Source organism: Streptomyces sp. NPDC048338 (genome assembly GCF_043201055.1).
Taxonomy (GTDB): domain Bacteria; phylum Actinomycetota; class Actinomycetes; order Streptomycetales; family Streptomycetaceae; genus Streptomyces.
In genome coordinates this window covers 355,019-374,964 of sequence record NZ_JBICYQ010000005.1, presented here as the reverse complement: position 1 = coordinate 374,964, position 19,946 = coordinate 355,019, and the positions used below count along the sequence as shown (strand labels likewise).

General features: G+C 68.8%; 22 protein-coding genes. 13 read left to right on the top strand and 9 right to left on the bottom strand.

Annotated elements, in window-relative coordinates:
- Positions 1-27: 27 nt before the first annotated feature.
- Positions 28-339, bottom strand: coding sequence for a helix-turn-helix domain-containing protein (locus ACGFZF_RS15045; RefSeq protein ID WP_392582154.1), 312 nt, complete (start codon positions 337-339; stop codon positions 28-30).
- A 639-nt stretch (positions 340-978) separates the two neighbouring features.
- Complete coding sequence (locus tag ACGFZF_RS15040) at positions 979-1,305, bottom strand: hypothetical protein (protein WP_393554082.1); 327 nt, start codon at positions 1,303-1,305, stop codon at positions 979-981.
- Positions 1,306-1,731: 426 nt separating this feature from the next.
- On the opposite strand from ACGFZF_RS15040, the gene ACGFZF_RS15035 reads away from it, so the two are divergent.
- A complete protein-coding gene (locus tag ACGFZF_RS15035) occupies positions 1,732-2,100 on the top strand; it encodes a VOC family protein (protein ID WP_392582156.1) in 369 nt (122 codons plus the stop codon).
- A 49-nt stretch (positions 2,101-2,149) separates the two neighbouring features.
- On the opposite strand, the gene ACGFZF_RS15030 is transcribed toward ACGFZF_RS15035, so the two are convergent.
- Together ACGFZF_RS15030 and ACGFZF_RS15025 are read right to left on the bottom strand one after the other, a co-directional pair.
- Positions 2,150-2,995: a transposase family protein gene (locus ACGFZF_RS15030; protein WP_392582157.1), complete on the bottom strand. Its 846-nt coding sequence runs from the start codon at positions 2,993-2,995 to the stop codon at positions 2,150-2,152.
- Between the two features lie 57 nt (positions 2,996-3,052).
- A complete protein-coding gene (locus tag ACGFZF_RS15025) occupies positions 3,053-3,508 on the bottom strand; it encodes a hypothetical protein (protein WP_392582158.1) in 456 nt (151 codons plus the stop codon).
- 316 nt (positions 3,509-3,824) lie between these two features.
- On the opposite strand from ACGFZF_RS15025, the gene ACGFZF_RS15020 reads away from it, so the two are divergent.
- Genes ACGFZF_RS15020 through ACGFZF_RS15010 form a run of 3 tightly spaced genes read left to right on the top strand, consistent with a single transcriptional unit; the run spans position 3,825 to position 8,629 of the window.
- Entirely contained in the window at positions 3,825-4,529 is a 705-nt protein-coding gene (locus tag ACGFZF_RS15020) for a hypothetical protein (RefSeq protein WP_392582159.1), read from the top strand.
- On the top strand, positions 4,526-6,508 hold the full coding sequence (locus ACGFZF_RS15015) for a hypothetical protein (RefSeq protein ID WP_392625674.1): 1,983 nt from the start codon (positions 4,526-4,528) through the stop codon (positions 6,506-6,508). Before ACGFZF_RS15020 ends, ACGFZF_RS15015 begins: the two co-directional genes overlap by 4 nt.
- 36 nt (positions 6,509-6,544) lie before the next feature.
- Complete coding sequence (locus ACGFZF_RS15010) at positions 6,545-8,629, top strand: hypothetical protein (protein WP_392582163.1); 2,085 nt, start codon at positions 6,545-6,547, stop codon at positions 8,627-8,629.
- 15 nt (positions 8,630-8,644) lie between these two features.
- Here the strand turns inward: ACGFZF_RS15010 and ACGFZF_RS15005 are convergent, their stop codons facing one another.
- A complete protein-coding gene (locus ACGFZF_RS15005) occupies positions 8,645-8,986 on the bottom strand; it encodes a hypothetical protein (protein ID WP_392582164.1) in 342 nt (113 codons plus the stop codon).
- A gap of 183 nt (positions 8,987-9,169) precedes the next feature.
- On the opposite strand from ACGFZF_RS15005, the gene ACGFZF_RS15000 reads away from it, so the two are divergent.
- Entirely contained in the window at positions 9,170-10,285 is a 1,116-nt protein-coding gene (locus tag ACGFZF_RS15000) for a hypothetical protein (protein ID WP_393554078.1), read from the top strand.
- A gap of 45 nt (positions 10,286-10,330) precedes the next feature.
- Here the strand turns inward: ACGFZF_RS15000 and ACGFZF_RS14995 are convergent, their stop codons facing one another.
- From ACGFZF_RS14995 to ACGFZF_RS14980, 4 genes are all read right to left on the bottom strand, one after another.
- A complete protein-coding gene (locus ACGFZF_RS14995; protein WP_392582166.1) occupies positions 10,331-11,224 on the bottom strand; it encodes a phosphotransferase family protein in 894 nt (297 codons plus the stop codon).
- A complete protein-coding gene (locus ACGFZF_RS14990; RefSeq protein ID WP_392582167.1) occupies positions 11,221-12,603 on the bottom strand; it encodes an XRE family transcriptional regulator in 1,383 nt (460 codons plus the stop codon). Before ACGFZF_RS14990 ends, ACGFZF_RS14995 begins: the two co-directional genes overlap by 4 nt.
- Before the next feature lie 197 nt (positions 12,604-12,800).
- The gene (locus ACGFZF_RS14985; RefSeq protein ID WP_392582168.1) at positions 12,801-12,989 is read right to left on the bottom strand and encodes a DUF397 domain-containing protein; all 189 of its coding nucleotides are present in this window, start codon (positions 12,987-12,989) and stop codon (positions 12,801-12,803) included.
- A gap of 7 nt (positions 12,990-12,996) precedes the next feature.
- Positions 12,997-13,917, bottom strand: coding sequence for a helix-turn-helix domain-containing protein (locus ACGFZF_RS14980; protein WP_392582169.1), 921 nt, complete (start codon positions 13,915-13,917; stop codon positions 12,997-12,999).
- A 288-nt stretch (positions 13,918-14,205) separates the two neighbouring features.
- Here ACGFZF_RS14980 and ACGFZF_RS14975 point away from each other — a divergent pair, with 288 nt between their 5' ends.
- From ACGFZF_RS14975 to ACGFZF_RS14940, 8 genes are all read left to right on the top strand, one after another.
- On the top strand, positions 14,206-14,814 hold the full coding sequence (locus tag ACGFZF_RS14975; RefSeq protein WP_392582170.1) for a DUF6624 domain-containing protein: 609 nt from the start codon (positions 14,206-14,208) through the stop codon (positions 14,812-14,814).
- A gap of 226 nt (positions 14,815-15,040) precedes the next feature.
- Complete coding sequence (locus tag ACGFZF_RS14970; RefSeq protein WP_392582171.1) at positions 15,041-15,898, top strand: hypothetical protein; 858 nt, start codon at positions 15,041-15,043, stop codon at positions 15,896-15,898.
- Complete coding sequence (locus ACGFZF_RS14965; RefSeq protein ID WP_392582172.1) at positions 15,895-16,608, top strand: hypothetical protein; 714 nt, start codon at positions 15,895-15,897, stop codon at positions 16,606-16,608. The genes ACGFZF_RS14970 and ACGFZF_RS14965 overlap by 4 nt, the downstream gene beginning before the upstream one ends.
- Before the next feature lie 62 nt (positions 16,609-16,670).
- Positions 16,671-17,243 (top strand): hypothetical protein, encoded by a 573-nt coding sequence (locus ACGFZF_RS14960; protein WP_393554073.1) that lies wholly within the window; start codon positions 16,671-16,673, stop codon positions 17,241-17,243.
- Entirely contained in the window at positions 17,240-18,037 is a 798-nt protein-coding gene (locus tag ACGFZF_RS14955; RefSeq protein ID WP_392582174.1) for a DUF6302 family protein, read from the top strand. The genes ACGFZF_RS14960 and ACGFZF_RS14955 overlap by 4 nt, the downstream gene beginning before the upstream one ends.
- A gap of 51 nt (positions 18,038-18,088) precedes the next feature.
- Entirely contained in the window at positions 18,089-18,286 is a 198-nt protein-coding gene (locus ACGFZF_RS14950) for a DUF5999 family protein (RefSeq protein WP_392582175.1), read from the top strand.
- A 79-nt stretch (positions 18,287-18,365) separates the two neighbouring features.
- Positions 18,366-19,259 (top strand): endonuclease/exonuclease/phosphatase family protein, encoded by an 894-nt coding sequence (locus tag ACGFZF_RS14945; protein ID WP_392582176.1) that lies wholly within the window; start codon positions 18,366-18,368, stop codon positions 19,257-19,259.
- Positions 19,260-19,408: 149 nt separating this feature from the next.
- Complete coding sequence (locus ACGFZF_RS14940; protein ID WP_392625672.1) at positions 19,409-19,765, top strand: hypothetical protein; 357 nt, start codon at positions 19,409-19,411, stop codon at positions 19,763-19,765.
- The last annotated feature ends 181 nt before the right edge of the window (positions 19,766-19,946 follow it).

Below are 19,946 nucleotides of genomic sequence, written 5' to 3'. Positions count from 1 at the left end.
CATACGATCGAAAAGTAGGAGGCGGAGCTAGGCGGAGCGCCAACACGAAGTTGCTGACGTACGTCGACCCACGAATTCATGCACATCGCGACTGGGTATCCGCACACGCGAGCGCCCATTCCCTGTGCGGAGGTCGACGACCGACAGTTCCCCCAACTCGATGTATCGGTAGACGGACCTGCGGCTGATATCGAGCATCTCTGCGACTCGCGGAACTGAGAGCAGGGAATCGCACACGGTTGGACCTTTCACCTCACGCGGCAAGCCCCGTGAGCGCGATCGCAAGTCGGCTGCCACGAGAGCGGGGCTCACAGGAATGGACAGGGAGGCCAGCACCATCCACCGCCAAGTAGTCGGCGCGACCGATATCCATGGTCTCCAGAATCGCCGGTTAGGCTAACCGGCGTTCATGGGCTATGTTGCGCTCCGCTTCAGACACCTGAGGCAGCCCCTCGTCACAGCTGGCCTCGTCAACGAGCAATCCGATACACCCTCTCGCCTGACGTTTGACGGTCCACAGCCCAAGCAAGAAGACCTTCCTTCGTGAGTCGAGCGAGGCCTCGGAAGGCGACGCGTTCGCAATCTTCAATGGCACGAGCCACCTGTCGAACATCGACTCCGGGATGCCTGGCGACGTAGGCAAGGACAACCCGGTCCCGACGGTAGTCACGTTGCAGAAGATCCTCTCCGAACAGCCCAGCAGTACACGCGCACAGACACAGTCCAGTCGATACACCCCCGAAATCAACACGCGCCTGGGCCAGGGCAGCATTCAGCGCACCTAGGGCAAACAAGAGGGGGCATGAAACCCGAACGAACCCCGAAATCCCTGAAGCACGAAGACTTGCCAAAATCCACCCGTCTAGGCCACTGCGACAATTGGAAAAGGGACGGAGGTGTAGGTTGACATGCTTCTACGCAGGGTTCCACTCCCACTCAGGAAGTTTCGTCTGCTGTGAGCGATTCCGAACCCCGACCTCACCCCTCGGCGGCACCGCGCACCCACTCGAAGGAATCCCACGTCGAAATGGCGACCACCAAGTTGAGCTTCTTGACGTGCAAGGGCTGCACAGCGGCGATCACGCACGTCGGGATGGAGCTGGGCAGGATGCCCGGGCTGATGACGGCCGTACGGATGGCCAGGGCCGATGAAACCGGCCGGCTCACGCGTCCGCGGTGCTCGCGTGCGCAGAGCCGGGGCAGCCGACGAGTATCCGCTGGATAAGGGGCCGCCGGTGCTGCGGCGCGGGAGGACACGGGTTCACGCTCTGGTCCGCCGACGTGCAGCTCGATGCCGGCAAGCACGACACCCTGGCCCGCCTGGGGCTCGCGCAGGCGTCTGCGGTGACGTGCCGCCAGGTGTAGATGGAGGGGCAGCCCTCCTGGTGTTCCTGGTGTCGAACGGGGCGCCCGACCAGGTCTAGCCGGAGGACGACTACACGGGCGATGCCACCGTGGTGGCCTTCCGCCTGGGCTGACGACCACTCCGCGGGCCCAACGTCGGCATTGCGCCTTCCGGGAGAGCCGGCGTCCGGGCCTCCAGTCTTCATTGTGGCTGCGCCATCTTGAAGTGGCTGGTCAGCAGGGGTGGCGTGACCCCGTTTCGGGGTGCTCGTGCTGGTCGTGGGCGGCAGTCTGGGGTGTAGATCGTCCGGCGGGGTGGTTCTGCCGATGAGTTCACCGTCCTTGAACGGTCTACCCAGCGACACGACCGTTCTCGACAGGAGTGCCATGTCCACCATCCAGCCAGTGATCATCACTGCCGACCAAGACGTCCTGGTCGGCTTCTATACGAAATTGTTCGGCGGCGAGGAGATCTTCCGGGTACCGGCGGAAGGCCCGGCCTTCTACCTCGGCTTGCGCATCGGCGACACCGACCTCGGGCTGGTGGCCAAGACGGACCCGGGGACCGGGGCGGCACCGCGGATCCTGCTCAGCATCGGTGTCGACGACGTCGACGAGACGCTCGGCCGGGTGACGGCGCTGGGCGGCTCGGTCCGCGGCGGCCCCAACAACATGCCGTGGGGACAGCGCGTCGCCCACATCCAGGACCCCGACGGCAACCCGGTGAACCTCACCCAGCCGATCCCGGCTCAGTGACGCTGCTCCGGGGGTGCGTTTACTGGTCGCGGGCCGCCTGCGGCAGAGATTAATTTCCTGTAGTGGCCTCGATGTTCGTCAGTACGAGCAGCGCGCGAAGCAGGTGGGTGGCGCGGGCGGGGTCAGTGCGGAGCTTGGTGAGGATCCGCCAGTTCTTCAGGTGGGCGAACCCGCGCTCGACGGGCGCGCGTCCGGCGGCCAGAACCCGGTTCGCCGTCTTCTGCCCGGGGGTGAGCTTGCGGTAGCGGGTGGCCTTGAAACCGGTCACGATGACCAGGTCATCGGGGTCGTCGGGCTTGTCCACGCCGAGGAAGCCCAGGTCGGCGAGCGCGCCGAGGCCGGCCGCCTTGAGATGTTCGACGAGATGGTCATGGCGGGCGGCGGTGGCGTCGTGGGTGCGGCCGGGCCGCGCGGCGGAGATCCAGATCAGGCGGCCCCTCTCGTCGGTCAGGGCGAGGAAGTGCAGGCCGTGACGGTGGTGCTTGCCGGAAAAGTGTTTTCGGTTGTCGCGGCCGGTGCGGCGCTGGGTGGCGATGAGGGTGCCGTCGACCAGGACGACTTCCCCGCCCCGCCTCGCGATCTTCTTCAGGGCCCGGTCCAGGCGCGGAGCGCGGGCGGCGAGCAGGTGGATCATCTCGTCGCGCCAGCGGCGGACGGTGGACTCGGCGATGCTGTTGCCGCCGGCCATGTCGGCCAGGCGCTGATCGTGGCGGAGCACGGCCAGGACGATCACCGCGATCTTCCCCGGCGGCAGCGACCGCCGGCGCGAACCTATCGATTTCAGGTGACGCCGCAGCAGGCCGGCGAGGTGGTTGACGGTGCTCGTGGACAGCGGCAGACGGCACTGGTAGACAAGGGACACGGTGTCCCCGATGTGCTCTTCGGTTTTGCTCACACATTCCCAACGAGCCCCGGGGGCACCGCAGTTACGTCCGCCCCAGGGAACTGCGGGTCACGGTCGGACGGTGAACCGCCCGTCGGGACGCTTGTGCAGCCAGCAGCGATCGGCCAGTTTCGTCAGCTTCCCGCGCAGCGGCTCCAGCTTGCCCCGCACTCCGGTGTCCAGCCCGAGCGCCTCGCCCACCTGCCGGACCATGACCGGCCCGCCAGCAGCACGGACGGAAGCGAGAATTCGCTGGTACTCCGGCGGGAGCGCGGTCTCGGCCATCTCCGGGGCGCGGTGCGGGATCAGAAGCACCCCCTTCCCGCCCACCTGCGCGACAGCCGGCGCCGTCGCGGCCCGTTCGGCGGCGACCTGCTCGCCCATCCGGGCCAGGACCCGCTCCGCCGCCGCCAGGTCCTCGCGTTCGGCCCGAACCTCGGTCAACTCCTTGACCAGCTGTTCTTCCAGATCGTCCAACTCCGCGCGGCGTACCGCGATCCGCTCCTGCACCTCGGGATCCACCATGCGCCGGATCGTAGGGAGGAGAACGAGGCGGCGGACCGGAACAGGCGAACCGCCCTGCCCGACGATCTACATGCTGGACACTGCCCCACCACCAGCCCGAGCAGCCTCACCCGGCATCACACCAGAGGCCCTGACCAGCCAGAATCAAGATGGCGGAGCTTCATTGAACTCCAGGTACCTGCCCGGCATCAGCCAGTCGGCAGCATGCTGTTCCATCCGCCGTGCCCGGATTTCCTCGATTCTCGGGTGCCACGAATTGTGGCGGGAATCCGAAGGCCCCATGGGCAGAGCGTGTGCGGCTCACTACGCTGGCGCAATGGATCACAACAGAGCGGGCGCGGAACCTGAAGGCCCGCCGACCAGCCGCGAGCAGGACGCCGTCCGCCTTCTGCTGCTGATCGATGGGGCCTGCGAGCCGCTCTCCGTACCGGAGCTGGCTGAGCCCGTCCTGCAGCAAGCCGTCGGGGTCATGCGGACGCAGGTCAAGCTGCAGAAGCTCGACTTCTGGCTGCGGAACCCGGACTTCCTCGCCAACGAGCTCCTCAACGGCTACGAGGCCACGGGAGAAGGTGAGCTCCTGGAGCACGCTGCGGTGATCCTGGATTCCGAAGAACCCGAGGTCCGCCGTTATCCGATGCTGCGCCACCATTTCGGTGCCTACGGCTGGCTGGATGACGCTCTGTCGGTTCTGCGTAGTGCCGGACTGATCATCCGCCAGCGGCGAGGAACGATCGATCGTGTGCGCCAGCACGACTACTACCTGCTGCAGCACGGCCGCCAAGTGGTGCAGGAGATCATCCGTGAAGCGCCCGCCTTCGCGTACTACGTCGACCGGGTCGGGCTTGTCCTGGCCCTCGCAGGCGACCGGCGGGGAAGCGAACTCAAGGACATGCAGTACCGGATCCCCGAGTACGCGGAGACGCCGCGGGGACAGGAGATCCGGTCGATCAGCGCGAAAGCGCGAGGGCGCCTGGCGGCGCTTCGCCAGGAACTCGCGACACACGGAGGGGGACAGGTGTGAGTGCGCCACAGGCTGAGGTAGCCCTTGAGGACAGGATCGCGAAGAAGGCGGGCGTTCCGGTCGACGACGTCCGTGACGTGTTCGCGGCCTACGGCCTGCCCCTCGTCGTTACGCCCGCCCGCGCCCGACCTCTGCGCCTGCATCGGCTGCGGCTAGCTGGGGAGCGGACCGGTGACGTCCAGCCGGGTGCGTTCGATACCCCGCTCTACTTCTCGGAAGGTCTCACCGCTTTCGTGGCCTCGAATTTCCGGGGTAAGAGTTCGGTGTTGGAGCTGGTGACGTGGTGCCTGCGCGGAACCTGGCGCGACGCGCTGCAGACCCGGGTTCGCCACTGGCTCCGGCATGTCGATCTGGACGCGACCGTCGCCGGCACTCCCATGGCGTTCCGTCTGGACCTCGAGGAGGGGGAGATCGTCTCCGCCGTCGTCTTGACCGGCCCGGATATCACCGCGCTCGAAGACGTACGCGTCCCCGACCCCCGTCGGGGGATCACACCCCTGCTCCGGGCGGCGAGCACCGCAAGCTACGCGGAGCAGATCGCTGGGCTGATGCTGGGCCGGATGGACCTGCAACCCCTCCTCAACAGCCGCAAGGAAACCAGCACCACAACGCACGGATGGCCTGCGTACTTCGGAGCGATCTATCTCCCCACCGGCGCCGACAAGCCGCTCATGGGCGACGTTATGACCGACGGCCTGCCAGGACGCCTGCTGCAGGTCTTCCTCGACCTGCCGGCCGCCGCGGCTCTGACCCGGGTCAAGACGGTCCGCGACGTGCGGGTCGCCGGCAACAAGGCACGCCGCAAGGAGGCCGAAGCGGCGGCTGCCGCGCGTACGACGGAGCGGAACCGCCTTCAGGACGAACTCGGCAAGGCCCAGGAACTTCTGGCCAGCTTGAGTCCGATCGGCACGAGCGATGTCTCGCTGGTCGACCTCGCGCACACCGCCATGGACCTCGCGCAAGCCGTAGCCGACGCGCAAGATGTCTGGGAGGAGGCAGACCGCACTTTCCGCCGGGCGCGCACGGAACGGCAGCACGCCGCGAAACTCCTCAACGACGTCACCGAGAGCGCAACCGCCCGCCTCCTGTTCCACGGACTCAACCCGACCAGCTGCCCTCGATGCGACCAGACCATCGACGACGAGCGTCGCCGCGAAGAGCGCCAGGCGCACACCTGTGCGGTCTGTGCCAGGGAAGTAGTGGGTGATGACGATGACCCGCAGGCCGTGACCGCCGAAGCCGAGACCCGACTCGAAGCCACCACCGCCGCCGAAGAAGCCGCGAAGACCGAACGCGAGCAGGCCCGAACCGAAGTTCGGCGGCTCACCGGCCAGCTGGAGGAAGCCCAAGCAGAGCTGCGGCGCGCCCAGTCGGCCGCCGACCTGCCGGCGCGGCTCGCCGCACACGAAGCCGTACTGCGCCTCGAAGGCGCACTCAGCGTGCTGGAAGCCCCGCAGGAGACCCCTCCGGACGAGGCGGAGGAGAAGGCCATCCGCATCCTCGATGCTGCCGCCAGCCTGCTTGACGGTGACAGCAAGGCCACAGCGGCGAAGCTCTTCGAAGAGATCAACGACGAGATCGCCAGTCTCGCCACCGGGTTCGGGGTGCCGTCCCTGCAGTCCGTGTCCATTGACCGCGCGGCCCGCCTGAAGATCTACCCCGTCGGTAGCGCACAGGAATGGTTCCAAGGCCAGACAGCCGGCGCGAAACTCCGGCTACGTGTCGCGGTCGCCATCGCCCTCCTGCGGATCGGCCGACGCAACGGCGTGTCGACTCACCCCGGCCTGCTGCTGATCGACAGCCCGAAGTCCGAGGAAATGCAGTCCGCAGACGCCCATAAGCTCTTCCGAGAACTGGCCGCGGTCGCAGCCGACAGCGAGCTCCAGGTCCTCCTCACCACGGCGGACTTCGATCTTGCCAACGCCACGCTCCCCAAGGACACCATCCGACAGGCGGCCGAGGGCGCCCCGCTGTGGTGACCCACCTCCGGCACGTTACGAGAAAGGACGAGGGACATGCTCCAGCTCGCCGACCGGCTCACTGAACTGGCCGCGGGCAGCGAGCCCATCACCTTCCCCGCCATCGGTCTGCCCCCTGACACGGTGGTGGGCCAAGCCGGGGCAGTCGCCGCCGGCCCTCTCGCCCCCTTCCTCGCCGAGGCCGTCGCCGACGCCTACAACCGCGGGGACGCGCAGTGGCAGACCGTCGCAACGACCCTTCCGCCAGGCCTCGCCACCCAACCCAGCGTGCTCCACCTGACCGCCTCGCTCGATGCCCTGCTCGACAGCGCACCGGCGGCCAAAGCCCTCGGAAAGCCGCTGACCACCGCCCTCCTGAACGACCTACTGTCCCGCATCGAAACGACGCCGCTGCTGGCCGCCGCCCAGCTCGAAGGAGCCGTACGGCTGGCGATCGCCGAAGCCGTCAGCCCCTTCAAGGTGTGGCAAGCCCTCGAAGAGGTCCCTGTCGACGGACCCGAGGACTTTCTTGAGCGGCTGCCGCGCATTCTCGGCCTCACTCTCGACCGCTGGGCCCAGGAGGACACGATCGCCGACAGCGTCCGAGACCTCCTCGTGCAGCTCACGAATGACGAAGCCGCCGACGCCGATGCCATGTTCGAACTCGGCTGCGACCTGCTGCGCCGCGCACTCTCCTCGAAGACTGTTGGTGAGGTGACCAACCACCTCGTCCAGGCCCGCAGGCACTTCACGCGCGCGGCCCAGGCCGACGAGGCCCGCCACGACGCCGAGACCTTCGCCGCAGTCTGCGACGCAATCATGGCGTTCAGCCGGCACGACGCGAACGCCATCACCGATGCCGCAGACCGGATCGCGAACCTCCTGGACCGGCGCGAGGCCTGGATCCACCGCACTCACCAGCCCGCCTGGCTGCAGCCCAGACGCTCGGCCGAGATCGCCTGGCACGAGCTCGTCCTGCAACTGCGCGGCGCCGCCCACGCCCTCAACGAGGATGCCTGGCTGGACGGCTGGCAGGCCCTGGGCACGGTGCTCACCGCCTACCGGGCCAGCCGTACCGTCCAGCCGATGACCAGCGACAGCAGCCACGGACTGGCCACCCTGGTCCAGCCAGTGATCGAAGACAGCTTCCTGTGCCAGCAGGCCTTCCTCGCACAGCTACGCCGAGCCACCCAAGAGACTGAGCGCCACGCAGACAGCGGTTTCGACGCGGAGACCGCCAACGCCCTGCTCAACGCGATCGAGAACACCTCATCACAGCGCGAATCCCGCGACGCCAGCTCGACAGGCCAAGATCACTCCGAGGACGACGACCCCGACCGGGCCCTCCTGGCCCGCCTGCAGCGCCGAGCCCCAACCCTGCTGATCCTCCTCGGAGCCGATCAGGCGCTGCGCATCGCCGCCTCCCTGGACGATCCCCAGCTCCTCGCCATCGAGGGGATGGCCCACGACAACGACGTCGCCCGTCTCGAAGCCACAGACCCAGTCATCGTCCCCAAGCTCGACGAACTCATGGAAGCGCTGCAAGAGCATCCCGCGTTCACCGGCGAGACACGAAGGACCTTCTCGGCCCTAGTGCGACAGACCCTGCTGTTCCTCAAGAGCCGCTCCGACCTCACCCGGACAAACCTCGTTGGCAGCAGCAAAAAAGGCAAACCTCCGCCTTTCGACTACAGGCGCAAACCCGAAGGAAGCAACGCCCGCAAGCCGGTCGAGGCCGACCTCCAGCGCGACTTTCACCAATGGCTGCAAATGGGTCCGCTCCACAACGCGGTCATGGTCGAACCCGTCGACGTCGCCATGGGCCGCGGCGACGTCATGGTGCACTTGGGCAGCCTGCGCTACCTCACCGAGATCAAGAAGGACGATTCCGACAACAGTCGCCAGTACCTGGAAGGCCGCTACCTCACGCAGACAGCGGACTACAGCAACACCAACGCGCCGTTTGGACAACTCCTTGTCCTCGACCTCACCTCCAAGACCGGCACCAAGGGCAACCTCCGACTCGAAGAGAGCGTGTGGAGCACAACCCACCGGCCGCACGGAGCAACCGTGGACCGCGCCGTCGTCGTCGGCATCGTCGCCGGTAACCGCACGACGCCCTCCAGCTACTCCCGGAAGTAGCCGGCCCCGGACAGCTCAGCGGTACCAGTCGAGGGGTTCCGCCGCGTACGTGCCGTCGGAGAGAACCGCGTCCGTCAGCTCGAACCGCTGCCGGCGATCGCTGGCCGGCTCCGGCCAGGTGATGACGGTGCCGGCAGGCCGGCTGCTGGCGAGCTGGACCACGTGGCCGTCCGGGGCCCGCGTGCCGATCAGGGTGTACGTGCGGGCGGGTCGCGTCGCCGCCCCGCCTCCGCCCGGTGCGGTGCTGCGCCGGGCACCACGTCGGCGGCGGGCCCCTGCGACGAGGGCGACAGTCACGAACACGGCGCAACCCCCCAGCAGCTCCGCGATCGAGCCAGTGATCACATCGTTCAGCATGTCGGTGAGTTCTCTCCCTCTCTGCCCTTTGCCCGCGTCGCACGTGCCCCTGGGCCCGGTCGCGTGACCGCGCGGGGACCGCAAGGCACCGGTGAAGTTGCCCACTTCCGCCCCTGCGGCCCCATTGAGCCACACGTTGATTTTCCAGCTCCACGGCACTTCGCGGGGTTCTAAAGTGCGGACGTGATTCGCGACGACACCTCACCCGCAGACCGGGAGCTGCTCAGGCACCTCCACGACCGCGACCTGGCCACATCAGCGGCGCAGCTGGAACGCTGGCGGCGAGCCGGCCTGTTGCCGCGGCACGCCCGCAAGGCACTGGGCAGAGGCCGCGGCTCATCATCCGTACTGGGCCCCCGCACCGTGGAGATCGCCGATGTCCTGACGCGGTGCAGCGGGCAGGGCAAGGACCTACGCGCCACGGTCCTGGCTTGGTACATGCGAGCCGGTACACCAGGAGCGCACTCCCGCAGGCCGGTCCCGGAGCCACCCTTCGAACCCGTCCGTGACGCCCTCGTCTGGGCCCTGCGCCGCAGTCCTGTCCAACGCCTGATCGAGCAGGCCCGTCGGGCGCGCGACGACACCGATACGGACGTTCTCTACGCCGACGCGGAGAAATACCTGGCCCGCTCGCCGGGCCCGTTCGGTCATCCGGCACGTATGCGCGAAGCGATGCTCGACAGCGGTCAGGACATCCAGCCGCCACCACGCGCTGGACAGCGCAGCATGGTCAACCTGATCGCGCTACTCGGACTGCCGCAGGGGGAGGTGAGTGGGGAGAGCTTCGCGCAGGCGGTGACCGCCTCTGGGGTACTGCCGGGAGCGGACGGCGCGACGCTGGCCGCAGCTTTCGAGCAAGCTGAGCAGGACGGAACCCTAGAGCACCTCCTACACGTGGTACAGCAGCGTGACGTGGTCGCCGAAGCCGAGACCGTCAGCCCCGAGAGGCTGGCCCGCGCCCGGGAAGCCGCCCGCGTCCTGGGCTTCTGCGGCGGCCTATACCTCATGCATGGCCTGCTGCTCCCGGACACCCCCGGCCAGCAAGCCATCCGCGCAAAAATCGACGAGCTGGGCCTGGGCGAGGCCGCAATCACGGCAGCACAATGCGTCAACAAAGTCATCGCGGCCAACGTGCTCAGCTTCTGCTTGGACCCATCCTTCGACCACCTCATTGCCCAGCTCAACGAGGTCATGATGGAGCACATGGCCGGCGTCTTCCGCCTCCCCGGAGAGGTGGTCTCGGCAGAGGACCTCATGGCCCAGTGGCTGGCAGCGCTCCGGGATGAAGCAGAGCAGTAGCGGGGTTGACCGGCAGTTCCCACCACGAACTGCACGGCGGTGTCCCTACCCGACTGCTTTCCATCCCCACGGGCGCGGCCCCCTCCTTCCTCGTAGGCAGTCAACCCGGCCATGTGCTTCACTCCTCGCCGAGGGATCAAGGTCCGCAATCTGTAGAGCGAAGGTGACGAGCCGGAGCTCGCGGATGCCGCGGAGCGTTGGATACCCAGCCCAGTCCATGACGTCGTGACCGTACTGATCGCAGAAGACCCGATACTTCTCGGCGGAGAGGCTCCCGAAGGTATCGACCTCGATAGCAGTCGACGTCAGGTCCCATTCAGGAGGGCCGAGGGAGGTTCGCTCGTAGTCGAGGAGAACGGCTCGCCGGAACGGTCCCTTGATCACCGCACAGTTTCCCGTCCAGGCATCGCCGTGGACGACGCAGTCACCACGGCTGCCGGGCAGACTCTGCCATTGGCCTTCGAGTTCACGAAGATGACTCAAGAGCCAGGCGCGATCTTCTTCGGATACGGCACGGGAGGCAACGAGCCGTTCCTTGATCCGGACAAACGGGTTGAGCCGACCGATCGCGAAGGTCGGAACAGGGAGGCTATGGAGCTGGGCCAGAAGGCCAGCGAGGTCTGCCTCGGTGCCGGCCTCGTGTGGAGGGAGTAGCGCCCAGAAGGTTGCCGCTCGACCGCCCGCGAGCACCGGCTGGTCTATCGCGAGAGGTTCGACCGTCGGCACGCCGGCGGCACTTAGCCACCGTGCCACGGCGACTTCGCGAGCGGCGGCTGCCTCTTGACCGGGCCTGGCGATCCTGACGACGATATCGGCGGTCAGCCGCCATATCGCGTTCTCGGCCAGTCGGATGAGGGTGGCGCCCTGGGCGGAGAAGCCGCGTGCCGCCGCAGCTTCCGCGAGCAGTGCCCGGGACGCCTCGATGTCGGTCGTGGTCATGCCAGTACGGTACCGATTCTGGCTCGGAGCTCGGCGAGCTCCGGCCTCCGGCTGAAGGGAGCTGCGGCCCTCGCCAAGGAGGCGACATCGGTAGCGGCACGCCGGGAGCGTAGGCGTCCGACGTCGTCCAGGGCCCGGGTGGCCACAGCAACGGCTCGATCCGGCTCGCCTGTCGACATCAGCAGCGTCGCGAGTTTGGTTCCGGATAGTGCACGGGACCGGGTGAATTCGCTGGTGTGTCCCTCCACCGCGGCCTCAAGACGGTTGCGCGCCAGCTCCACTGCTCCCCGGCTGCCTGGAAGCATCGCGATGTCGAAGGCCGCATGCCCTGTGTCGCCCAGGTGCTGGGCGTGGTCGTAGAAGACCATCCAGGGAGCTTCCTCGCCGGCGCCCTTCGCCCGAGTGACGATGTCGTCGGAGAGACCGATCGCGGCACGGGCCTCGTCAGCACGCTTCATCTTGGCCAGAGCGCGCGCCCTCGCGTTGTGGAGCATCGCCTGCTCGCGCGGAGTCAGTCGATCGGACCGCACAAGACCAACCTCCGCAAAGGTGAGCCCTTCCTCTGGATGGCCGCGCCAGATCTCCTGCCTCGCACGCCAGTTGAGGGCGCTGGCCCGCAGGCTCCAGTTGTCGGCCTCCTCGGCGCACTGGCGCCCCAGCTCCAGGAGCGTGGTGGCCTCGTCGTGCTGGAGGCGATCGAAGGCTGCGGCGCCGAGCACGATCGCCAGCCGGCCGACGTCCGTGAAGAGGTCCTGCTTGAGCGAGGTGGGGCAGTCGAGCTGCAGGAGGGCTCGGGCCCTGGCCATCTCCCCCTCGGCGGCGCTCTGGACGAGCCCGTCCCCGCCGAACCGAGCATCCCATTGAGACAGGGCGATGGAGGCGGCTCGGACCTGTTGGATGTCCTCCACACGTACTGCCCTCGGACGGGCCAGATCAGAGGTCACAGCCGTGGCTGCAACGCCGAGCCCTCCAAGCAAGATCATCAGCTTCCGGCGTTCCACTGCAGACATCCTCTTCAGGTAGGAGACCGGGATCTCCCCCACCTTGCCCGAGGGCCGGTCGTCCATGCCGCCCTCCAAGGGAAGGGCTGCACGGTTGTCCGCATGGGAGCCCTCCCGTTGCTCCTCGCGTTCCACGTATCGCCACAGTCGCACTAACGCTCCGCCGGCGTCGAGCGCAACGTCGAACTTGGCCGCCAGCTGTGCCGTGCACCTTCGCTGGTTCTTCTCGATTCGCTCGATCAACGTGCCACTGAGCTGCACCAACTCGCCTAGGGCCCTGGAGGAGAGCCGCCGCACCCGCCGCCAGTTCCGAAGTTCCTTGCCCCACCAGGCACGCACCGAGTGGTTCTCGTCCAACGGCACCGGCCTCTGCGCCATGGCTCCCCCTTTCGGATTCCCCATGCGGACAAGGGGCTTGTCCGCATGAACAGATTTCTTGAATACCCCACTCCACGCTCCGAGTTAGGCCAAACCGACAGACTCCACCCGCCCAGGCGCGGGCGATCGTGGGGACGGACACGACGAAGCCCGGCTCCTCCCAGGGAGGCGCCGGGCCGACACAGGTGGGGCAGGGGTCAGATCGCGCCTTGATCCACCGCGGCAGTGAAGGCTTCCCACGCCTCGGGGCCCACGCTGATCGTGCCGTCGTCGGGTCGCTTGGAGTCACGTACGCGGAGGCCGTTCGACGCGAACGCGCACTCCACGCACTCGTTGTTGGGGGAACCGCTGTAGGAGCTGGTGAAGTATTCGAGCTGGTCTTCCACTGGTCCTCTACTTACTTGCGAGCTGCAGGAATCGATCACGCGCATCGGCGATGAGGGCCGCTGATGCGGATGGGTCCAGCGCCTCCTGGCGCAGGTAGGTGTGGCCACCCGCGTATTCCTCAACTGCCTCTGCGTTCTCCAGGAAGACGCCGCCGGTCTGGTGCTCCAGAAAGACGACGTCGAGGGCCGGGTCGGGCCCACCGAATCCACCGTAGATCACGTAGGCACCGAGCCCCGCGCTGTAGGCGCCGCCTTCGAATGGGAGCACCTGGACCGTGATGGCGTCCTGACTTCCGCGCTCCAGAAGCTGCGACATCTGGGCCGCCATCACCTCGTGTCCGCCGACGGTGCGCCGTAGCACGGCTTCGTCGAGGAACACGTCATACCGAGGCGGCACCTCGCGATCGAGGATCTGCTGCCGCCGCATCCGGAGGCCCAGACGATCCCCCAAGTCGGCCTCCGGCAGGGACCAGCCTGGGGTTGCTTTGATGCTCTTGGCGTAGTCCATCGTCTGCAGCAGACCCGGTATCACCCCGCCGGCGAGCTGACGGATGTGGGTCGCCTCGTCCTCCAGGGCCAGCAGGAGGCGCATGTGCTCCGGAAGCTCGCCTCCGAAGTCCATCCACCACCCACCGCGGTCCTGGCTGCTCTTGGCCAGGTCGACCAGCTCCAGGCGCTCTTCGTCCGACGCTTCGTAGACCCGGCACAACTGGTCCACGAGAGGCCAACGAACCTTGGTCTTCGCGCGCTCGTACCGGCTCAACGTCGCCTTGGAGATCCCTACCCTGGCCCCCGCCTCCTCCAAGGACAGCCCTGAGCGCTTCCGGAGGGCGGCAAGGCGGATGCCGAGCAGGCGAAGACGGGTGGTCGGACCTTCCCAGCCGGGGGCATCAGCCGAGGCGGCTGGCCCTGTCGGCCCTGACAGCATGGCGTACTCCCTTTACGCGAGTGCCGCCATCCTTCCCGCTCGCGCGGGGCGGCCACAAGGCAAGTTACACGGCGCGGTTTCGGCAGCGGCATATGCGTGATCCGCTCATGCGGACACTCTCACCGTGAGAGTTTCACGGCTGCCCTCTCAGCGACATACTCCAGTCGCCGCGCCAAGCAGGAGAGCGGACTTCGGTCCCGAGCGCGACGCAGCCGCCCCAGTACAGCGGCTGCAGACCCGTGCACCTCCCGCAGCAGTCCGCCGTCGCGTACGCCTGAGGAGCCTTCCATGGCAAATGAGCGCAACACGATCGCCTCTCCGCGAAGCCCGAACCTCGCACGTGAGCTGATCGCCCGGGCGAAGCAGTCCGACGAGCACTGGGCCCGTCTCGCCCGGCTGCCGTCGGCCGACCAGCAGGTCGGCGTGGGCCGGCACATCGACCACGCCAACGCCGAAGTCCTGAGCCGCGCTCTCGCGGAGCACGGGTGGCCGGATGTGCCGCTCGTGGGAGAGGGCGGCGCGAAGGCGGCATGGAAGCTCGCGCTTCGGGCTGACACCCGCCCCGACCTGCAGCGGCTCGCCTACCGAATGATGCACGCAGCGGTGGAGCGTGGCACCGCGTCGAAACAGGAGTGGGCCCATCTGTACGACCGATGCCTCCTGGGGGCCGGCCGGCCGCAGTTCTACGGCACCCAGTACCGGCTCGGCGCCTCCGGGCCGGAACTGGAACCCGTTTCCGAACCGGATACGGATCTCGACGCGCGCCGGGCCGCCATCGGCCTCCCGCCGACCTCGATGGCTCTCCATCGGCTGCGACGCCGCCTCGCGGCGGCCCCCCGCTTCGACGACGACGGGTACGTCGATTCGTTGGGGCCCCCGCTGAAAGACGTGGCGTAGCAGCTGCCCGCGCGAATGAACTACCCCGCCCCTAGCTACCGAGAGGGCGGGGCTGGACCGGGGCCCCTCTACCGGCGATCCGCATTTGGCGGGTGAGGGGTGGCGGCGCACCGACAGGAGTGTGTGCCGCCCCGGCCGCTGAGTGGTCCGTCCCGACCCCGAACAGCGGCGGCCGGCCCCTCCCCCTCTCCTGCCCCCCGCGCAGCCATCGGCGAAGGAGACCGGAATGTCCTACCTTGCCCCGACCGGTCTCGTCGTACTGGTGCTCTTCGCGCTCGTGGCCATCGCCGGCCCGTACGTCTCCCTCCGCTTCCGCCCCGCTACCCGAGCCACGGTGCCCACCATGACCGACAGCCCGCCTGACCGCTCCTCACCGCAGTCCCAGCCCGCTCAGCTCCAGGCCGTCCAGGACCGGCTGAAGGACGTTCTGGCCGATGCTCCGGGCCGCCACGTCGTGTCCTTCGAACTGCCCTCTCGGTTGTCGGTGCTCTCCTACCATGGCCCGGTCCTGGGGCTGCCCGAGACGGAGTCGAGCGACGTCACCACCGTCGGCATCGTCCGTAGGGCTCTCGCCGACGCCGGGATCACCGCGGAGGTCGAGCAGTGCTCCGCCAACCTCGCCTACCCCGGTGTTCGCACGACGCTCCTCGACGTCAGGGACGCCGATCGGCTGGTTCGCCTGGTCCTCGACCGGATGCCGCAGCCGATCCTCGTCGCACGAAGGCTGGCGCGGGTGCTGGCCGCGCACGGGTTCGTCTACGCCGACAGGGTAGAAGCGCGGGCGGGCAGGGTGTGGGACGTGCTGCTCCCGCTGGACGACGTCCGTACCGTGCTCGGCGCGCTCGGTGAGAGCACGGAGGAGCTGAGCGCCTACGGGGCCGAGTTGTACGGGCTGGCCGACCGTGTCGGTCAGGTCCTGCAGGACCGGCTCGGCGGCGAGCGGATCCAGATCAGCGCGTTCCCCTCCCGCGGTCAGCTGTGCAGTACGTGTCACGAGGAGATCCTGGCGGTCGAGCCGCTGTCGCCCGAGCAGGCCGAAGCCCTGACAGCCGCGCTCGTCCGGACGCTTCCGGAGCCCTCGTGAAAGGCCAGCCCCAGCTGGAGCTGGTCCCCGCGGTCGCCCTGTGGAGCGACCAGAGCGTCGACATACCTCCCGTGTGTCTCGCCCCCGAAGGCGTCCACCACCAGGGCCCCGAGGACCGGGAGATGGGGGTGCTGTGGCCGAGGGTCTCCGGCACCGCGACCGGAACTCCCCGGTATGCGGACGTGAACCCCTTCCAGCAGCGCAAGGCCATGGCCGAGCTGCGGTGCCAGATCGGCATGGGTCCGGCCACCCGGTCGTCGCTGGGCGTGCTGTGGCTCCTGCCCGTGCCTGAGGGCACGGAGGACGACCCGGCACGCGACTGGGAGGCGGGCGAGAACGTGATCGAACCGCCCACCTGCCTGTTCCACGCTCGTGCGTCCACGGCCAGGTGCCCCGAGCTGCGCCGGAAACACGAGGCGGTGTGGGCCGGCCACTCCGAGCTGGTCGGTGTGGCGGGCGTCTACTACCCGCCCGACCAGCCGCAACCGGTCGAGCGGACGCTCGCCCTTGACGACCCGGACCTCGCCTCCATGGTCGCCACAGCGCTGGTCCGCTACCTGAACGCCGTCACCCCTGTGGACTTGAGCGATCCCCGGCTCGACGCCTACGCGGTGCCGTGCGACGTGCGGCCCGGTACCGCGCCCGCGGTCCGCTGCCCCGCGCAGCCGCTCCCCTCCCTGTTACCCGCCTCTCCCCTGGACGTGAAGTGATCGCCTCTCTTCTGGTTCGCCGCCGGCAGCCGGCGGACCCCTACACCGCACAGACCGCAAACATGTTGGCGGAGGACATCGACAGGCTGCGGTCGGTGAAGGCCCGGCGGGCCAGCGTGTCGACCGAGGCGGTCGAGGACGCCTACCGTCTCGTGCACGCCTCGACCCAGCCCTGGCTCCGCCTGGCCCGGTCCCGACACGCCGCGAGCGACTCCAAGGCCGACCTGGCCCGGTGGGAAGCGTGGGTCGCGGCCCTCACCCCGCCGTCCCACGGCATCCGGGGCACCTGGTCCCAGGTGTGCCTCCTCGCCGGCCTGGGCCGCGAGATGCTGCGAGCTCTGCGTGAGACGCTCGTGCCCTGCCTCTCCGTCGGATCGGTCGCCCAGGAGATCCAGCGGCGCATCGAGCACGGGACCCTGGCCCCGTCCGCCCGTATCCGCCGACGCACGCTGGCGAAGGCGCTGCGGGTCCCAGCCTCGTACATCGGCCTGGCTGTCGTGGACCTGGCCGCGACCGGCCTGGTGGAGGTCCGCTCCAACGGGCGCGCCGCTGTCCCGTCCGCCGGTGGCCGGGTGCCTGTGACCGGCCGGAGGCAGCGCATCGCGATAGGCGCGACCGGGGCGGGTGCGGCGTGAACGCCCGCGTGTCCGCGCTCGCCGAGTCGCCGCTGCCGCACCTGGAGCGGCAGGTCCTGGAGCTGATCGCCGAGGGGCACACGGACCAGGAGGTGGCAGACCGGCTCGGTCTGAAATCTCGTGCTCGCGTGCAGTACCGACTCGACCGGGTAGCGCGCCACTTCCAGCTGGAGACGGTGGTTCGGCCGCAGCTCGTCGACCACGGCTACACCCATGAGGCCATGCCCGTCCCCGGACTGCTCCAGCCGCTGCTGCTGGACGCGAAGGCGTACGGCCTGGTCCGCGCGCTTGCCGCAGGCAGATCGCTCCACGCCTACGCACGACGCCAGGGCCTGAAGCCCCACCACGTCCAGTACCTGCTGAAGACGACCCGGGCCAAGCTGGATGCCACTTCGCGCCCCTCGATAATCCGACGGGCTTGGCAGCGGCAGATCCTCGGCCCGACACCGTTCGCCGCGGACCTGGCCAGCATGCACAGCGAAGCCCCGCAGCCCGGAACAGGGCGCTGGGTGATCGTGCCGCTCCTCAGCGGCTACCGCCTCGCGGGCCCGGCCGGTGGCCTCCACCGCACCCGGCACCTCGACGTCCCCGACCAGGAGGCGGCCAACGCCGCCGCGCGGTTCCTCTCCGGCCGCCCGGGCTTCGCACCGCTGTGGATCGCCAAGCCCCCGCACCCGGGCGACCCGTTCCGCGTCAGCTGGGGCCGACCGCTGTCGGTGGTCCGCACGGCGCCCCGCGTCGTGCCCGTCCGGCCGCACCAGCAGGCCGGCATCTGCCTCCCTCAGCACGCCTGACCGAAGCGGGCCTCTCCCTCTCCCCGTTCACCTCCAGCAAGGACTTCACCCATGTGCGAGCACTCGACCCCCTGTCCGTCCGCCGACTCCCCCGACCGGGAGGCGGCCAAGCCGACCGCGAGCCACTTCGAGCAGGGCTGGACCCTCCTGTGCAACGGCGTACTTCTGTTCGAGGACACCGGCGAGCTGCTGCCCGACGGACAGATCATCGCCCCGCACCGCCCCATGACCCAGGCGGTGGCCGCGTGAGCGCCCTCCCCGCCATCCCCCGCCAGCACACGGTCGACCCCGTGCCGCTCGTCGGCCCGCGAATCGAGGAGGCTTCCTCATGACGGAACTGCGTTTGCTCGTCTGGAACGTGATGAAGGGCGAGCACCTGGCGGAGGCCGGCGCGTACGTCGCCGCCGTACGCCCGGACGTGTGGCTCGCCCAGGAGATCCTCCCGCGCCACGTGGTCCCGTTCGAGCTCGCCACGGACATGCGCTGCTACCCCGCCGCAGCCGCCACGACGTCGCCGAACGACAACGCGATCTTCATCCGGCCCGGCAGTTGGTTCGAGGCGGCCGAGGAGTACAAGCACCCGGACGGCGCGTGGCACCCGCCGGCGAACCTGGCGGTCCGGGACGCCACCTACCGGGACGAACCCGGCGCCCGCCGGATCTCCCTGGTCTCCCATCACCTGTGCTACTTCTCGGCCGACCGGCGCCTGTCGGAGGCAGAGTGGTGCACGACGCTCGCCAAGCCGGCGTGGCTCGCGATCATCGGCGGCGACTGGAACAGCTACCCGTCGGGAGCCGGCCCCGCTCCCTCCCTGTGGGCGAGCCTGCTCGAAGACGACAATCCGTCCCGCGACCGGGCCCTGTACGTCAACCGTACGTACGAAGAGAGCGGCACCCGGCACACCGACGACCGGCCCGACCGGCTCCTGCGGGCGGCCGGCTTCGTCGACGCCGCCCGCTACGCCCGTGACGAGCTGGGCCAGGACCTGGCCATGGACCCGACCACCGGGCACGGCGACCTGGAACGCCAGGGCGGCCAGTGGCGCATCGACCGCGTCTACGTCAGCCGTGAACTCGCCCCCGCCATCACAGACGTCCAGATCGGCGACGCCTCCACCGTAGGGGCGCTCTCCGACCACCTTCCGGTGCTCCTCACCCTCGACACGGACAAGGCACGGGCGCTGCTCCAGCCGCACGGCTCGGTCACGGCCACGGCGAACTGACCACGCCCCCGAACGGCCAGGCGACCGACTGCGGGGCCGATCCCTGCCCCGCAGGCCACTTCCTTGACCGACCCGCACCTCATCGCCCTGGCCGCCTTCTGGGGCCTCCTGCCCAGCCTCTTCAAACCCGCCTCCGGAAGGGAGCAGCCGTGACCCGCAAGGCACGCTTACCCGCCCCCGCCCCCACCACCAGAACCGGGTGGTCCGCCTTCGATCTCCTCGAATCCGTCCCCGGCCTCATGATCCTCGGCATGAACGCCGTCGGTCTCGCCCTGGCCGGAAGCCTGGTAGCCGACGAGATCGACAGCGCCCGCGAACTCGTCGCCGCGTCCGTGCCGGACCAGGAGCCGCAAGCCGAAGAGCAGCCGCAGAACGACGCGGCCAACGCCACGGCCAGCAGCACCCACACGTACCGATACGAGACCTCCTCGACAGGTCCGGCCCACCACTACACCGCCCCGCTGCCGCCGAACGGTGATGGCCTGCACGGGGAGGTCTGGTCGTGACCCTCCGTGCCCAGCCCCTCGCGTTGTCCCGTAGGGCTGGATACCAGACGGACCTGGTCATGGCCATGCCCCGGACGCTTCCGCCAGGACCTGCGGCCAGCATCGGCGCACCGGCCGGCAGCCCCCGCTGACCCGCCGTTCGCCGAAACGGCGCTAGCCCCTCCGAAGCATCAGCCCCTGC

What these genes read in the sequence shown, in the direction of transcription:
- ACGFZF_RS15045 (WP_392582154.1), bottom strand. Translation starts at nt 339, where the DNA reads ATGGTGCTGGCCTCCCTGTCCATTCCTGTGAGCCCCGCTCTCGTGGCA.
- ACGFZF_RS15035 (WP_392582156.1), top strand. Translation starts at nt 1,732, where the DNA reads ATGTCCACCATCCAGCCAGTGATCATCACTGCCGACCAAGACGTCCTG.
- ACGFZF_RS15025 (WP_392582158.1), bottom strand. Translation starts at nt 3,508, where the DNA reads ATGGTGGATCCCGAGGTGCAGGAGCGGATCGCGGTACGCCGCGCGGAG.
- ACGFZF_RS15020 (WP_392582159.1), top strand. Translation starts at nt 3,825, where the DNA reads ATGGATCACAACAGAGCGGGCGCGGAACCTGAAGGCCCGCCGACCAGC.
- ACGFZF_RS15010 (WP_392582163.1), top strand. Translation starts at nt 6,545, where the DNA reads ATGCTCCAGCTCGCCGACCGGCTCACTGAACTGGCCGCGGGCAGCGAG.
- ACGFZF_RS15005 (WP_392582164.1), bottom strand. Translation starts at nt 8,986, where the DNA reads ATGCTGAACGATGTGATCACTGGCTCGATCGCGGAGCTGCTGGGGGGT.
- ACGFZF_RS14995 (WP_392582166.1), bottom strand. Translation starts at nt 11,224, where the DNA reads ATGACCACGACCGACATCGAGGCGTCCCGGGCACTGCTCGCGGAAGCT.
- ACGFZF_RS14990 (WP_392582167.1), bottom strand. Translation starts at nt 12,603, where the DNA reads ATGGCGCAGAGGCCGGTGCCGTTGGACGAGAACCACTCGGTGCGTGCC.
- ACGFZF_RS14980 (WP_392582169.1), bottom strand. Translation starts at nt 13,917, where the DNA reads ATGCTGTCAGGGCCGACAGGGCCAGCCGCCTCGGCTGATGCCCCCGGC.
- ACGFZF_RS14975 (WP_392582170.1), top strand. Translation starts at nt 14,206, where the DNA reads ATGGCAAATGAGCGCAACACGATCGCCTCTCCGCGAAGCCCGAACCTC.
- ACGFZF_RS14970 (WP_392582171.1), top strand. Translation starts at nt 15,041, where the DNA reads ATGTCCTACCTTGCCCCGACCGGTCTCGTCGTACTGGTGCTCTTCGCG.
- ACGFZF_RS14960 (WP_393554073.1), top strand. Translation starts at nt 16,671, where the DNA reads ATGTTGGCGGAGGACATCGACAGGCTGCGGTCGGTGAAGGCCCGGCGG.
- ACGFZF_RS14950 (WP_392582175.1), top strand. Translation starts at nt 18,089, where the DNA reads ATGTGCGAGCACTCGACCCCCTGTCCGTCCGCCGACTCCCCCGACCGG.
- ACGFZF_RS14945 (WP_392582176.1), top strand. Translation starts at nt 18,366, where the DNA reads ATGACGGAACTGCGTTTGCTCGTCTGGAACGTGATGAAGGGCGAGCAC.